Annotated in this window: 9 protein-coding genes; 4 read left to right on the forward strand and 5 right to left on the reverse strand. The window is 72.7% G+C overall.

Going from position 1 to position 15,378, the window contains the following annotated elements; translation table 11 throughout:
* Position 1 precedes the first annotated feature (1 nt).
* Genes narI through QRN56_RS24215 form a run of 4 tightly spaced genes read right to left on the reverse strand, consistent with a single transcriptional unit; the run spans position 2 to position 6,979 of the window.
* The gene (narI, locus tag QRN56_RS24200) at positions 2 to 763 is read right to left on the reverse strand and encodes a respiratory nitrate reductase subunit gamma (protein WP_502928831.1); all 762 of its coding nucleotides are present in this window, start codon (positions 761 to 763) and stop codon (positions 2 to 4) included.
* A complete protein-coding gene (gene narJ, locus QRN56_RS24205; protein WP_285107617.1) occupies positions 763 to 1,506 on the reverse strand; it encodes a nitrate reductase molybdenum cofactor assembly chaperone in 744 nt (247 codons plus the stop codon). Before narJ ends, narI begins: the two co-directional genes overlap by 1 nt.
* Positions 1,503 to 3,155 (reverse strand): nitrate reductase subunit beta, encoded by a 1,653-nt coding sequence (gene narH, locus QRN56_RS24210; RefSeq protein ID WP_285107619.1) that lies wholly within the window; start codon positions 3,153 to 3,155, stop codon positions 1,503 to 1,505. The genes narJ and narH overlap by 4 nt, the downstream gene beginning before the upstream one ends.
* A complete protein-coding gene (locus QRN56_RS24215; RefSeq protein ID WP_285107621.1) occupies positions 3,152 to 6,979 on the reverse strand; it encodes a nitrate reductase subunit alpha in 3,828 nt (1,275 codons plus the stop codon). The genes narH and QRN56_RS24215 overlap by 4 nt, the downstream gene beginning before the upstream one ends.
* 257 nt (positions 6,980 to 7,236) lie before the next feature.
* On the opposite strand from QRN56_RS24215, the gene QRN56_RS24220 reads away from it, so the two are divergent.
* From QRN56_RS24220 to QRN56_RS24230, 3 genes are all read left to right on the forward strand, one after another.
* The gene (locus tag QRN56_RS24220) at positions 7,237 to 8,565 is read left to right on the forward strand and encodes an MFS transporter (protein WP_285107623.1); all 1,329 of its coding nucleotides are present in this window, start codon (positions 7,237 to 7,239) and stop codon (positions 8,563 to 8,565) included.
* Positions 8,566 to 8,630: 65 nt separating this feature from the next.
* The gene (locus QRN56_RS24225) at positions 8,631 to 11,171 is read left to right on the forward strand and encodes a molybdopterin oxidoreductase family protein (protein ID WP_502928832.1); all 2,541 of its coding nucleotides are present in this window, start codon (positions 8,631 to 8,633) and stop codon (positions 11,169 to 11,171) included.
* Positions 11,168 to 12,910 (forward strand): FAD-dependent oxidoreductase, encoded by a 1,743-nt coding sequence (locus QRN56_RS24230; RefSeq protein WP_285107627.1) that lies wholly within the window; start codon positions 11,168 to 11,170, stop codon positions 12,908 to 12,910. Before QRN56_RS24225 ends, QRN56_RS24230 begins: the two co-directional genes overlap by 4 nt.
* Before the next feature lie 83 nt (positions 12,911 to 12,993).
* On the opposite strand, the gene QRN56_RS24235 is transcribed toward QRN56_RS24230, so the two are convergent.
* Positions 12,994 to 13,758 carry a class I SAM-dependent methyltransferase gene (locus tag QRN56_RS24235; protein ID WP_285107628.1) on the reverse strand — a complete coding sequence of 255 codons (765 nt, stop codon included), beginning with the start codon at positions 13,756 to 13,758 and terminating at the stop codon, positions 12,994 to 12,996.
* A 114-nt stretch (positions 13,759 to 13,872) separates the two neighbouring features.
* On the opposite strand from QRN56_RS24235, the gene QRN56_RS24240 reads away from it, so the two are divergent.
* A complete protein-coding gene (locus tag QRN56_RS24240) occupies positions 13,873 to 15,303 on the forward strand; it encodes an ATP-binding protein (RefSeq protein ID WP_285107630.1) in 1,431 nt (476 codons plus the stop codon).
* The last annotated feature ends 75 nt before the right edge of the window (positions 15,304 to 15,378 follow it).

Consider the following 15,378-nt stretch of genomic DNA (forward strand, 5'->3'; position numbering starts at 1 on the left):
GTCAGCTCCTCGGGCGGGGTCCGGGTCCGGTGGGCGGCTCCCAGCCGGGACGGGTGCGGTGCGCGCCGGACCCGCCGGGGGCGGCGCCGGTGCCGGTGGCGTCGCGCGACCGGTAGACGACGTAGGGCCGGAACAGGTACGGCACCGGGGCGGAGAACGCGTGCACGAGGCGGGTGAACGGCCACAGCGCGAACAGCAGGAAGGCGGCGAGGATGTGCACCTGGAAGGCGACCGGCACGCCGCCCATCAGCTCGGGCTGCGGCTGGAGGTACCAGAGCGAGCGGAACCAGGGCGAGATGGTCTGCCGGTAGTCGTAGCCGTGCTCGGTCACGAGCTGCGTGGTGGCGGTCGCCCACGCGCCGGACAGCACCGACAGGGCGAGCATCGCGTACATGACCTTGTCCATCACGGTCGTCGCGAGGAACACGGCGCTGGTGGTGCGGCGGCGGTAGATCAGGATGAGCAGCCCGAGCACCAGCACGGCGGACGCGGCCGACCCCGCCAGCGCCGCGACCAGGTGGTAGACGTCCTCCGGGATGCCGACCGCCTCGGTCCACGACGCCGGGATCACGAGCCCCGCGACGTGCCCGAGGATCACCACGAGCAGGCCGAGGTGGAACAGCGGGGACCCGATGCGCAGCAGCCGCTTCTCGTACAGCTCGGACGAACGGGTGGTCCACCCGAACCGGTCGTACCGGTAGCGCCACACCGACCCGACGACCAGCACGGCGAAGGTCACGTACGGCAGCACCACCCAGAGCATCACGTCCACGGCGGCACACCCCCTCGGGCTCCGGGTCCGTCGTCCGTCCCGAAGCCCGGCAGCCCAGACAGGCCGACCAGCTCCGCGGGCGGCCCCTCCGCCACGAGCGACGCCACGCGGTCGAGCGTCCGCGCGTCGACGGGCGGGAGAGTCAGGCAGACGGCCTCGACCGCCGCGACCCACGGCGAGCCCTCGGCGGCGAGCGCCTGCCGGAGCACCTCGATGCCGTCGCGGTGGGCGGTCAGGAGCGCCCCGACGATGCGGGCGCCGTCGCCGTCGGCCCGGGCGGAGAGCTCGAGGACGCTGCCGAGGTGGTCGGGCAGCTCGCCCCGGGTGACCTCCCAGCCCACGGCGCGGTACGCCTCGGCGAACCGGAGCAGTGCGGCCCCGCGCCGCCGGGTGTCGCCGGCGGCGTAGTAGGAGAGGTAGAGCGTGCAGCGGCGCTTGAGGTCGAAGGTGGCCACGTAGGCGGCCTGGAGCGCGCCGAGGTCGCCGTCGGTCAGGGCGGTGGCCAGGCCGGTCAGCCGTTCGGCCACGGGCGGCGGCAGGTGGCCGACGGCGGAGCGCACCTCGTGTGCGGCGCGCACCGCCGCGTCGTCCGGGTAGGCGAGCAGGAGGGAGGCGGCCATGTGGGCGAGGCGGCGGTCGCCGTCGGACAGGGGGACGGGGGCCAGCGGCGCGCCCGACCCGGCGGAGCGGGCACCGCGGCGCAGCGTGGGGCGGGGCAGGAACGACAGGCTCACGACGGCCTCCCCTCGTCCGGCGGGAAGAGGCCGTCCGGCCGCCCGTTGCCGTCCCAGTTCAGGAGGTTGACCCGGCCGGGGGTGGACGGGCCGTTCGGGGAGTCGGCGGTCTGCCGGGAGGAGAGCGCGTGGAAGTTCTCCACGGCGACCGGGACGGGCGGGCCCGACGACTCCCCGAGGGGTCCGGCGCCGCCCATGCCCGGGCCGCCCTCGTAGTCCAGCGAGCAGGCGATCTCCTCCAGGTCGCGGGCCTGCTCGGCGTGCGCCGTCGGGATCACGTACCGGTCCTGGTACTTGGCGATCGCGAGCAGCCGGTACATCTCCTCGACCTGCGCGCCCGTCATGCCGACGGCGCTCGCGGTCTCCTCGGACGGGGTGTTGCCCAGGTTCACGTCGCGCATGTAGGAGCGCATGGCGGCGAGGCGGCGCAGCACCCGCTCGACGGGCCGGGTGTCGCCGGCGGTGAACAGGCCCGCGAGGTACTCCAGCGGGATGCGCAGCTTCGAGATGGCCGCGAACAGGGTGCGGGGGTCCTCGCCGTCGTTCCCTGAGCTCGCGACGACATCGACGACGGGGGACAGCGGCGGGATGTACCAGACCATGGGCAGCGTCCGGTACTCGGGGTGCAGCGGGAGCGCCACCTCGTAGTCGTTGATCAGCTTCCAGATCGGGGACGCCTGCGCGGCCTCGATCCAGTCCTCGGGGATGCCCTCGCGGCGTGCGGCGGCGACCACCTCGGGGTCGTCCGGGTCGAGGAACACCGACCGCTGGGCTGCTAGGAGCTCGTGCTCGTCCTCGACGGACGCGGCCTCGGTGACCCGGTCGGCGTCGTACAGCACGAGGCCCAGGTAGCGCAGGCGGCCCACGCACGTCTCCGAGCAGACCGTGGGCAGGCCCACCTCGATGCGCGGGTAGCAGAGCGTGCACTTCTCTGCCTTGCCGGTCTTGTGGTTGAAGTAGACCTTCTTGTACGGGCAGCCGGTGACGCACTGCCGCCAGCCGCGGCAGGCCTCCTGGTCCACGAGCACGATGCCGTCCTCGGCGCGCTTGTACATGGCGCCCGAAGGGCAGGACGCGACGCACGCGGGGTTGAGGCAGTGCTCGCAGATGCGGGGCAGGTAGAACATGAACGTCTGCTCGAGCTCCTCGGCGACGTGCTCGCTCATGTGCTTCAGCACCGGGTCGTCCTGCATCGTCGCGGTGGACCCGGCGAGGTCGTCGTCCCAGTTGGCCGACCACTCGATCTTCATGTCCTTGCCCGTGAGCAATGACTTCGGTCGTGCCACCGGGGTGTGCGCACCCTGCGGCGCGGACAGGAGCATGTCGTACTCGTAGGTCCAGGGCTCGTAGTAGTCGTGGATGGACGGCATCTTGGGGCTGGCGAAGATGGTCGCGAGCTTCTTGAGCCGGCCGCCCGCGCGGAGCTTGAGCCGGCCCCGCCTGGTCCGGACCCAGCCGCCGTGCCACTCGTCCTGGTCCTGGTAGGTGCGTGGATAGCCCAGCCCGGGGCGGGTCTCCACGTTGTTGAACCAGACGTACTCCATGCCGGACCGGTTGGTCCAGGCCTGCTTGCACGTCACCGAGCACGTGTGGCACCCGATGCACTTGTCGAGGTTCATCACCATCGACATCTGGGCCATGACCTTCATGAGTAGCGCACCTCCTGTGAGCGACGCCGGACCACGGTCACCTCGTCGCGCTGGTTGCCCGTGGGCCCCAGGTAGTTGAAGGCGTAGGAGAGCTGGGCGTACCCGCCGGCCAGGTGCGACGGCTTGAGCAGGATCCGCGTCAGCGAGTTGTGGATGCCGCCGCGCAGGCCGGACGCCTCCGCGATGGGCACGTCCACCGTGCGGTCGGTGGCGTGGTGCATGTAGACGGTGCCCTCCGGCATGCGGTGGCTCACCACGGCCCGCGCGACCACCACGCCGTTGCGGTTGACGGCCTCGACCCACTCGTTGTCCGCGACGCCGATCCGCTCGGCGTCGCCCGGCGACATCCAGATGTTCGGCCCGCCGCGCGAGAGCGACAGCATGAACAGGTTGTCCTGGTACTCGGAGTGGATGGACCACTTGGAGTGGGGCGTGAGGTAGCGGACGACGACCTCGGCCTCGCCCGCAGCCTGACCTGCGCCCCGCTCCGTGCCGCCCCGCGACCCGGACAGCTCGGGGGAGTCCGGGAACAGCCGGTGCATGTCCAGCGGCGGGCGGAACACCGGGAGCTGCTCGCCCAGCTCCACGAGCCAGTCGTGGTCCAGGTAGAAGTGCTGCCGCCCGGTCAGGGTGTGCCAGGGCTTGAGCCGCTCGACGTTCACCACGAACGCGCTGTACCGGCGTCCGCCGTGCTCGCTGCCCGACCACTCGGGCGAGGTGATCACGGGCGTGGGCCGGGCCTGCACGTCGGCGAACGTGATCCGCCGGCCCTCGTCCTCGCGGGCCAGGTCGGCCAGCGGGCGGCCGGTGCGGCGCTCCACGCGCTCGAACCCCTGGACCGCCAGGCGGCCGTTCGTGGTCCCGCTCAGCGCCAGGATCGCCTCGCAGGCGTGCGTGTCTCGGTCCAGCCGCGGCCGCCCGGCCACGGGCCCGTCGGGGACCAGCCCGTTGATCTCGCCGAGCCGGCGGACCTCGGCGTCGGGCGTGAACGACACGCCCTTGGTGACCATGCCGACGCCGTCCGTCAGCGGACCCAGCGCCGCCATCCGGGCCGCGAAGGCCGGGTAGTCCCGCTCGACCTCGACGATCTTGGGCATGTTCATGCCCGGCACCAGGTGCCGCTCGCGAAAGGGGACGTCGGCGTCGGTCAGCGTGCCGTGCGCCACCGCCATCTCGTCGGGGGTGTCGTGCGCCAGGGGCGAGGCGACGACGTCCTGCCGAACGCCCAGATGGTGCACCGCCATGGCCGAGACCTTGCGCGCGATCGCGTGGAACGCGGCGAAGTCGGTCTTGGTCTGCCAGGGCGGGTCGATGGCCGGGCTGAACGCGTGCACGAACGGGTGCATGTCCGTGGAGGACAGGTCGTGCTTCTCGTACCAGGTCGCGGCGGGCAGCACGACGTCGGAGAACAGCGTGGTGCTGGTCATCCGGAAGTCCAGCGTGACCAGCAGGTCGAGCTTGCCCTGCGGGGCCTCGTCCCGCCAGGTCATGGTGGCCGGACGCCGGTCCGGCGCGGACTCCTGCGCGAACACCGCCGAGTCCGTGCCCAGCAGGTGCTTGAGGAAGTACTCGTTCCCCTTTCCGCTCGACCCCAGGATGTTGGCCCGCCACACGGTCAGCACGCGCGGGAAGTTCGCGGGGTCGTCCGGGTCCTCGACGGCGAACCGCAGTCGCCCGGCCTTCAGCTCGTCCACCACGTGCTCTGCGGGCGGCTTGCCCGCGATCCGGGCCTCGTCGGCGAGGTCCAGCGGGTTGCGGTCGAACGTGGGGTAGCTCGGCATCCAGCCGCGCTGCGCCGACTCCACGAGGGTGTCCGCGGTGGTGCGTCCCGCGAACAGGCCGGGCGCCAGCGGCGAGGCCAGGGTGTCGGCCGGCAGGCCGTCGTACCGCCACTGGTCGGTCGCCAGGTACCAGAACGCCGTGCCGATCATCTGGCGCGGCGGGCGCACCCAGTCCAGCCCGCCCGCGTACTGGGCCCAGCCGGTGACGGGGCGGCACTTCTCCTGGCCCACGTAGTGCGCCCAGCCGCCGCCGTTCACGCCCTGGCAGCCGGTCATCGTGGTCAGCGCGAGAAAGGCCCGGTAGATCGTGTCCGAGTGGAACCAGTGGTTGGTCCCGGCGCCCATGATGATCATCGACCGGCCGTCGGAGTCCACGGCGTTCTGCGCGAACTCCCGCCCGATCCGGGCTGCCGCGGCCGCGGGGACGCCCGTGATCTCCTCCTGCCAGGCCGGGGTGCCGGGCGCGGGGTCGTCGTAGTCCGCGGGCCAGTCGCCCGGCAGGCCGGGCCGGCCCACGCCGTACCGGGCGAGCATCAGGTCGAACACGGTGGTCACCAGGTGCCCGCCGACGCGCCGCACGGGCACGCCCCGCACGACGACGCCCTTGCCGCCGGTGTGGGCGTCGTCGTCCGGCCCGGGCACGACGTCGAAGCGCGGGAGCGCGACGGCGACGGGCTCGGCCGGGCCGTCCGACCCGGGGCCCGCCGCGGGGGCGTGCGCCCCGGCCGGGAGGTCCGCGATGCTCAGGGCCGGGTCGACGTCGCCCAGGTCCAGGTTCCAGCGCCCCTCGTCGGCCTCGCCGTAGCGGTGGCCCAGGGTGCCGTTCGGCACCACGGGCCGGCCGTCGGCGTCGAGCAGCACGGGCTTGAAGTGCGAGTTCGCCTCGGTGGTGACGCCGGGCAGGACGTCGTCCGACAGGTCGGCCGCCGTCAGGAACTTGCCCGGGACGTAGGCGGTCTCGGCGTCGCCGGCCGCGTGCTGCCCCGCGCCGGACGACGGCACGAGGTCCAGCCGCACCAGGAACGGCGAGTCGCTGTACTGCTTGAGGTACCGCTCGAAGCGCTCCGTGCGCCGGTCCACGAGGTACTCGCGCAGGATCACGTGGCCCATCGCCAGGGCGAGCGCGCCGTCCGTCCCGGGGTGCGGGGCGAGCCACGCGTCGGCGAACTTCGTGTTGTCCGCGTAGTCGGGGGAGACCGCCACGACCTTCTGGCCCCGGTACCGGGCCTCGGTCATGAAGTGCGCGTCCGGCGTGCGCGTCACAGGGATGTTCGAGCCCCACATGATCAGGTAGGCGGCGTTCCACCAGTCCGCCGACTCCGGCACGTCGGTCTGGTCGCCGAACACCTGCGGGGAGGCCACCGGGAGGTCGGCGTACCAGTCGTAGAAGCTGAGCATCGTGCCGCCGAGCATCTGCACGAACCGGGCGCCCACCCCGTGGGAGACCATCGACATCGCGGGGATCGGCGAGAACCCGGCGATGCGGTCCGGCCCGTGCTCCTTGATCGTGTGCACGTGGGCCGCCGCGACGATCTCCGCGGCCTCCTCCCACGTGGCCCGGACCAGCCCGCCCTTGCCGCGCGCCCGCTTGTAGGCCGCGGCCGTGGCGGGATCGCCCGTGACCTCGGCCCAGGCGCGGACCGGGTCCCCGGTGCGGGCCTTCGCCGCCCGGTAGGCCTCCAGCAGCACGCCCCGCACGTACGGGTAGCGCACCCGCGTGGGCGAGTAGGTGTACCAGGAGAACGCGGCGCCGCGCGGGCAGCCGCGCGGCTCGTACTCGGGGGAGTCGGGACCCACCGACGGGTAGTCCGTCTGCTGGGTCTCCCACGTGATGATGCCGTCCTTGACGTACACCTTCCACGAGCACGACCCCGTGCAGTTCACGCCGTGCGTCGAGCGGACCACCTTGTCGTGCGACCACCGGTCCCGGTAGAACGAGTCGCCGCCCCGGCCGCCCTCCAGGTAGAGCCTGCGCAGGTCCTCCGACACCTCCCCTCGGCGGAGGTGCCGACCCAGCCTGACGAGCGTGTCCTCGGTGGCCATATTTTTCAGTTTCACCTGGGGCTGGTGAATGCGCGACCGGGCCGGGGCCCGGATGCCGCGGGCAACCCCTCACACCCCGGACAGGCCGCCTGTGCGTTCTTCCTTACGGTCGATTAACTGCTCTTGGACGGGCGATGAAACACCGCCTCCCTAGTTTCATAGCCGTCGGTCCGACGTCGGGCCGGCCCCGGACACGGCACCTGTCGGTCCGGGCGCGCCCGGCGTCGTCGGGCATACGCCCATGCAGGGAGGACGACGTGTCCACTCCGACCACACGCGACCAGGCACCCACACCCAGCGAGTCCGCCGTCCGGCGCCGCACCGGACGCTGGATCGAGCACTGGGACCCCGAGGACAAGACGCTCTGGGAGGACGGCGGACGCCGCACCGCCCGGCGCAACCTCGTGCTGTCGATCTTCGCCGAGTTCCTCGGGTTCGGGGTCTGGGCCGTATGGTCGATCGTCGTGCCCCAGCTCCCCGCCGCGGGCTTCGACCTCACCGTCGACCAGATGTTCTGGCTCATCTCCGTCCCGAGCCTCGTCGGCGCCACGCTCCGCATCCCCTACACCTTCGCCGTCCCCGTGTTCGGCGGCCGCAACTGGACCATCGTCTCCGCGCTGCTCCTGCTGCTGCCAACGACCGCGCTGATTCTCACGGTCGGCGACCCGACCACACCGTTCCCCGTGCTGCTCGGCGCCGCGGCGCTCGCGGGCCTCGGCGGCGGCAACTTCGCGTCGTCGATGGCGAACATCTCGTTCTTCTTCCCCGAGAAGGAGAAGGGCGCCGCCCTGGGCTGGAACGCCGCCGGCGGCAACATCGGCACGGCGGCCGTGCAGCTCGCGGTGCCGCTGGTCATCGTCGCCGGGGCGGGCGTGGCGCTCGACCGGGCCGGGCTGATCTTCATCCCGTTCATCCTGCTGGCCGCGTTCCTGGCCTGGCGCTGGATGGACAACCTGTCCTCGGCCAAGGCGGACCCGCGCTCGTTCGCCGTGGCGGTGCACCACAAGCACACGTGGGTCATCAGCTTCATCTACATCGGCACGTTCGGGTCGTTCATCGGTTACGCGGGCGCCTTCCCGACGCTCCTGGCCGCGCAGTTCCCGGAGGTCGCGATCCCGCTCGCCTTCCTGGGGGCGCTCGTGGGGTCGGTCGCCCGTCCGCTCGGCGGGATCCTCGCCGACCGCGTCGGCGGCGCGGTCGTGACCATCGGCGCCTTCGCCGTGATGGCGCTCGGGGCCGTGGGCGCGATCCTGGCGCTGGGGTCCGGGAGCTTCCCGCTCTTCTTCGGCTCGTTCCTCGGGCTCTTCGTGGCCACCGGCGTGGGCAACGGCTCCGTCTACCGGATGATCCCGGCGGTGTTCCGGGCCAGCGGCGGGACGGCGAAGGCCGCGGCCGGCTGCATCGGCATCGCCGGGGCGATCGGCGCGTTCGGTGGGTTCCTCATCCCCCGCGGGTTCGCCCTGTCCACCACGGTGGCCGGGTCGATCGTGCCAGCGCTGTGGCTGTTCATCGGCGTGTACGTCGTGATGGCCACGGTCTGCTGGCTGGTCTACGGGCGCGGTGCCATGGCCGCGGCACGGGTCTGACCATGCTCGCCTCCCCCGGGACCGCGGTCGAGTCCCACTGCCCCTACTGCGCGCTGCAGTGCGGCATGTCGCTGACGCCGCGCGCGGCGGTGCCCGACGCCGGTGCGCCGGGTGCCGTGGCGCCCGGTGGCGCGGGTGCGCCGGGTGCCGTGGCGGTGCTCGGCATGCCCGAGGTGCAGCCCCGCGACTTCCCGACCAACCGGGGCGGGCTGTGCCAGAAGGGGTGGACGTCGGCGGCGGTGCTCGGGGCGGCCGACCGGATCACCGTGCCGCTGGTCCGGCAGTCCCTGCTGACGGGTGCGGACCAGCCGACTGACTCGGCCGATCGGCCTGGCGAGTCAGCTGGTTGGTCCGACCAGCCGACTGACTCGGCCGATCAGCTTGGCGAGTCAGCTGGTTGGTCCGACCAGCCGACTGACTCGGCCGATCGGCTTGGCGAGTCAGTTGGTTGGTCGGACCAGCCGACTGACTCGGCCGACGACAGCCGGCGAGTCAGTCCGCTGGTGCCGGTCTCCTGGGACGTGGCACTCGATCTGGTGGCCGGCCGGCTGGCGCGCATCCAGGCGGAGCACGGCCCGCAGGCGGTCGCCGTCTTCGGCGGCGGCGGGCTGACCAACGAGAAGGCGTACGTGCTCGGCAAGTTCGCGCGCACCGTGCTGCGCACGCCGAACATCGACTACAACGGGCGGTTCTGCATGGCGTCCGCGGCGGCCGGCATGAACCGGTCGTTCGGCGTCGACCGCGGCCTGCCCTTCCCGCTGTCCGACCTCGGCGGCGCCCAGGCGGTGCTGCTCCTCGGCTCGAACATCGCCGAGACCATGCCGCCCGCCGTCCAGCACCTCGCCGGGGCGCGCGCGGCGGGCGGGCTCGTCGTCGTGGACCCGCGGCGGTCCGCGACGGCCCGGCTCGCCGAGGACCCGGCGTCGGGCGGGCAGGCGGGCGGCGCAGGGACCGCGGCGGCCCAGGGCGTGCACCTCGCCCCCGTGCCCGGCACGGACCTGGCGGTGCTGCTCGGCCTGCTGCACGTGGTGCTCGCCGAGGGGCTCGCCGATCGGGAGTACCTGGCGGAGCGCACCACGGGGTTCGACGACGTCGCCCGCTCGGTCGCCGGCTGGTGGCCCGAGCGGGTCGAGACGGTCTCGGGTGTGCCCGCCGACGACCTGCGCCGGGTGGCCCGCCTGCTGGCCGCCGCCGCCCCGGCGCACGGCGGCGCGGGCGCATACGTGCTGACGGGGCGCGGCGTCGAGCAGTCCACGCAGGGCACCGCCACGGTCACCGCCGCGATCAACCTGGCGCTGGCGCTCGGCCTGCCGGGCCGTGTCGGCTCGGGCTATGGCGCGATCACGGGGCAGGGCAACGGGCAGGGCGGCCGGGAGCACGGCCAGAAGGCCGACCAGCTCCCCGGCTACCGCAAGATCGACGATCCGGCAGCGCGCGAGCACGTCGCGGCCGTCTGGGGCGTGGACCCCGACTCCCTGCCCGGCCCCGGCCTGCCGGCGGTGCAGCTCCTCCGGTCCCTCGGGGCCGTGGACCCTGACGGCGCGACCACGCCGGGCCGGCCCCGCGCCCTGCTGGTGCACGGGTCCAACCTCGTCGTCAGCGCCCCGAACGCGGGCAGCGTGATCGAAAGGCTGCGCAGCCTCGACCTCCTGGTGGTCTGCGACTTCGTCCCGAGCGAGACGGCGCTGCTCGCCGACGTGGTGCTCCCCGTGACCCAGTGGGCCGAGGAGGAGGGCACCATGACGTCGCTCGAGGGGCGCGTCATCCGCCGTCGGGCCGCCGTCCGGGCGCCGGGCGAGGCGCGCTCCGAGCTGTGGATCCTCGCGGAGCTGGCGCGCCGGCTCGGCGCGGACGAGAAGCTCGCCTTCCCGACCGACCCCGCCGTGGTGTTCGACGAGCTCGCCCGCGCGTCCGCGGGTGGCCCCGCCGACTACTCCGGGCTGTCCCACGCACGGCTCGACGCCGACGAGGCGGCCGGCGGCCCGGGCCTGTTCTGGCCGGTCCCGGCCGGCACCGCGGACGTGTCAGACCCACAGTTCCCTGGGGTGACCCGTAGGTCTGACACGTCGCCGCACCCCGGGACGCCCCGGCTCTTCCTCGACCGGTTCGCGACACCCGACGGGCGGGCGCGCATGGTGCCCGTCGACCATGTGGGCCCGAGCGACGACGTGCGGCCCGACGCTCCGTTCTACCTGGTCACCGGCCGGGTGCTGCAGCACTACCAGTCGGGCGCGCAGACGCACCGCGTGGCCGAGCTGGAGAAGCTGGTGGCCGAGCCGTACGTGGAGCTGCACCCGGTGCTCGGCTTCCGGATCGGCGTGCCCGACGGCGCCCGCGTGCGCCTCACCAGCGCCCGTGGCCGGGTCGAGGCGACGGCGCGCTGGACCGATGCCGTACGTCCCGACACCGTGTTCATGCCGTTCCATTGGAGCGGCGTCGGGTCGGTCAACCAGGTGACGACGGATGCCACGGACCCGATCTCCGGGATGCCGGAGTTCAAGGTCTGCGCGGTGGACGTCGCGGTGGTGGATGCCGCAGTGGTGGACGCTCCGGCGGTCGACGCGCTCGACCGGCCGGGCACCCTACAGAAGGAGCTCTCGACATGAACCTGCGTGTCCCTGTGAAGGTCGTCGTGGTCGGTTTCGGGATGGTCGGTTCCCGGCTCGTCGACGAGCTGCTGCGCCGCGAGCCCGAGGCCTTCGACATCACGGTGCTCGGCAGCGAGCCCTACGAGCCGTACAACCGCGTGCTGCTCAGCGACGTGGTGGCCGGCCGGACCGACGTCGCGGCCATCACGATGCCCCTGCCCGACGGCGCCCGCGTCACCGTGCGCCGAGGCGTCACCGCGACGTCGATCGACCGGGAGTCGCGCGTGGTGCACGCCGACGACGGCACCGCGCACCCCTACGACCACGTGGTGCTGGCGACCGGCGCGGCGGCCCGGATCCCGCCGATCCCGGGCCTGCGCACGCCCGACGGCGGCCTGCCCGCCGGGGTGCACGCGCTGCGCAACCTCGACGACGCCCGCGAGATCGTGGCCGCCACGGTCAACTCGCCGCGCGCCGTGGTGGTCGGCGGCGGCGTGCTGGGCCTGGAGGCCGCCGTCGGTCTCGCCGGCCGCGGCCTGAACGTGACGCTCGTCCACAACGTCCAGGCCATCATGGAGCGCCAGCTCGTCCCGGAGGCCGCCGACGTCGTCCGGGCCGGGCTGGAGGGTCAGGGCGTCACCGTGCGGCCGAACAGCATCTCCAGCGAGGTGCTCGTGGCGGGCGGCCGCGCCGTCGGCATCCGGGTCCGGGACAACGCGGGTGCGGCGTCGGCGGGTGCTGCATCGGCGGGCGGCTCGGCGGGCGCCGCCGTGCGCGACGAAGTGGTCGCCGCGCGGCTGATCGTGTTCTCCGTCGGCACCATCCCCGAGACAGGGCTTGCCGCGGCGGCGGGGCTGACGACGGACCGCGGCGTCGTCGTCGGGTACGACCTCGCCAGCCCGGACGACCCGCGCGTGCACGCGATCGGCGACTGCGCGCAGCCCCCGAGCGGCTCGCGGGGGCTCGTCGCGGAGGGGTGGGACCAAGCACGCCGCCTGGCGGAGCACCTGGTCTCGCTGGTGGAGCCGGTCGCACCGGCCGTCGCGTCGGCCGTTGCGCCGGCCGTCGTGACGCCGGCGGGTGTCGCGGGTGGTGCGCCGGGCGATCCCGCCGGGGCCCGGCCGACGGCGCACCTCCGGCTACCGCACGACGGCGCCCAGCCCAGCATGGCGGTGCGGCTCGGAGCCCTGCTGACCAGCGGTGCGACGACAAGCCGCGCCCAGACGGACCGGGGGATCGACACGCGCGGGACCGACGTCGTGAAGGTCAAGGCCGGCCCGCTCAGCGTCACCACGATGGGGGTCTGCGGCCCGTCGCGCCCGGACGAGCTGACGCAGCGCGCGATCCGCCTCGCCGATCCCAGAGCGGGCCGGTTCATCGAGGTGGTGGTCTCCGACGGCATCCTCGTGGGGGCCACGTGCGTGGGCGACCCGCGCGTCGCCGCCGACCTCACCGCCGCCTACACCCGCCGCACCCCCGCGCCGCTGGACCCCGCGTTCCTGCTGCTCACCCCGGTGATGGCGGCGGCGGCCCCGGCGTCGTCCCCCGAACACATGCCCGAGGACGCCGTGGTGTGCCGCTGCAACGGTGTGACCAAGGGCGACATCGCGGGCGCGTGCCCGCCGGGTGCGCACTCGGTCGAGGAGGTCGTGCGCGAGACCCGCGCGACGACGGGCTGCGGCTCGTGCAAGGACGCCGTCTGCGGCCTGGTTGACTGGCTCCGGTCGACGGCGGAGGCGGTCCCGGAACCGGCATGACGTGCGGGAGGTGCGCTTCTACCCAGTCATCCGGCCCGGAATCACGGGGTTTCCGGGCCGGATGACTGGGTAGAAGCGCACCTTCAGCCCAGCGGGCGGGTCCACTCCAGCGTGTAGCGGAAGAACAGCCGACGGCGGAGCCGCGCCCCCGGCAGCACGGCGCGTGCGGTCCGGGAGATCTCCGCGAACGTCTCGGCGGGGTCGCGCACCGGCATCATGGGTTCGCCGTCCGCTCGGTCGCCGTCCGCTCGGTCGCCGTCCGCCCCGCCGTTGCCCGCGCCGGGACGGTCGCCGTCCGCGCCGCCACCGCCGTCGTCCACAGGGGCACGGACCGGCTGTGGATGCTTGATCAGCCCGACCAGCGGGTTGAGCAGGGACGACGGGAGGTCCCACGCGAGGTCGGTCAGCGAGTCGGCCCACGCCAGGCCGACCACCAGCAGCCGCCCGCCGGGCGTGAGCAGCCCGGCAGCGTGCCGGAGCGCAGCCTCCAGCGGCAGGTGGTGCAGCACCGCGACCATCGTGACGGCGTCGAACGTGCCGTCGACCTCCTCGAACCGGGCGTGCCGCACGGTCACCGCGAGATCGCCTGCGAACCGCTCGGCGGCGATCGCGGCCATGGCGGCGTCGGCGTCCACGCCGAGCACCTCGTCGAACCGCCCGCGCAGCCGGCCCAGCAGGAGCCCGTTGCCGCAGCCGACGTCAAGCACACGGAGCCGCCGGGCCGGGAGCCGCCGCAGGATCCACCCGTGGAAGTGGTCGTTGTGGCTCCACGGGTGCCGCTGGTTGACCCGGTGCAGCCAGCGTCCGCCGGCCCGCACCAACGGGTTGGGCACGGTCCGGATGTCCACGGCGCCACGCTAGCGGTGCATCTCGGCGCGCGGCCAGGCGTCCTTGTCGGTACGCTCAACCGCATGTAACTATCATTGGGGATAGTATCTTTCAAGATAGTAATAGGAGTCGAGATGTCGGAGTACGTCGAGCGGAGACGGCAGACCGCGGAGCTGCAGCACCTGCTCAACCAGGTGGCGAACGGGACGGATCGACCCGGTCGGGCCGTACTCATCCGTGGTCGACGCCGGGTGGGGAAGTCGCGTCTCGTCGAGGAGTTCATTCACAAGGCGGGGCTCCCCAGTATGTTCTTCACGGCGGCTGGCCGCTCGGTGCGTGATGACCTCGCGGCCTTCGCCCAGGACGCTGTCGCCTCAACCCTGCCTGGAGCGGAGCTGTTCGCTGGTGATCCGCCGTCGAGCTGGGACAACGCCCTTCGACTCCTCGTCGCAGCGCTCCCGACCGAGGGCCCCGCAATCGTGGTGCTGGATGAACTGCCGTACGTCACGGCAGCCGACGACGGCTTCGAGGGTGTGCTCCAGAGGCATTTCGACCGTGAGCTCAGCAGGCGTCCCGTGCTGCTCATCGGGATCGGTTCTGACCTGGCGATGATGGAGGCGCTCAACGACTACGACCGGCCCTTCCATCAGAGGGCGACCGAGATGGTTGTTCCTCCGCTCTCGCCGACCGAGGTAGGGCAAATGCTCTCGCTCTCGCCCGGGGACGCGTTCGATGCCTATCTCGTGAGTGGCGGTCTCCCTCTGATCTGCCGGGACTGGGGCAAGGGCCAGGGCCTGTGGGCCTACCTCGAGGAGGCGCTCACGCATCCGACGTCGTCGCTCCTGGTGAGTGCCGAAAGGTCGCTCGCTGCTGAGTTTCCGGGTGACGTGCAGGCTCGCCGAGTGCTCGAGGTGATCGGCCAGGGTCAACGCCGGTTCACCGAGATCGGCTCGAAGGCCGGCGACCTGAGGGCGACCTCCCTGACCCGGTCTCTCGATCTGCTCAAGACGAAGCGCGTGGTGGTGTCCGAGCGGCCGCTCTCGCTCAGGACGTCGACCGACACGAGGTACCGGATCGTCGATCCGTACCTGTTGTTCTGGCTCCACTTTCTCGGTCCTCACCTCGCCGAGATCGAACGAGGCCGAGGTGACCGCGTCCTCCACCGGGTCCGTGACGAGTGGACGCGGTGGCGAGGTCGTGCCATCGAACCGGTCGTCCGGGAGTCGATCGCCCTGATGCGACATGCGGAACTGCCGGTGCCTGTGGACGGGTCGATGTCGGTCGGGGGTTTCTGGAACCGCACCAACAGCGTTGAGGTCGACCTCGTTCTGGCAGACAAGGAGCCTGTCGCGAAGAGCGTCTACGGCGTGGGCTCGATCAAGTGGACCACCAAGCCGTTCGGCGTCAGGGAGCTCGGGGAGCTCATCGCTCACCGGGCTCAGGTGCCTGGCGCGACGGAGAGCACCGGCCTCGTGGTCGTCAGCCGGAACGGTGTCGACGACCAGGTCCGTGCGTCCGAAGCGGTTGTGCTCGGTCCGGATGAGCTGCTTGCCCAGTGGAACTGATCCCTACCCGCTCACCGGGCCGCGATCGGCCCTGTGAGGAAGATGTTCGGCTCGGGTAACCGAGGGCGCACCAGC

It is taken from the genome of Promicromonospora sp. MEB111, assembly GCF_030209445.1.
Lineage (GTDB): Bacteria > Actinomycetota > Actinomycetes > Actinomycetales > Cellulomonadaceae > Promicromonospora.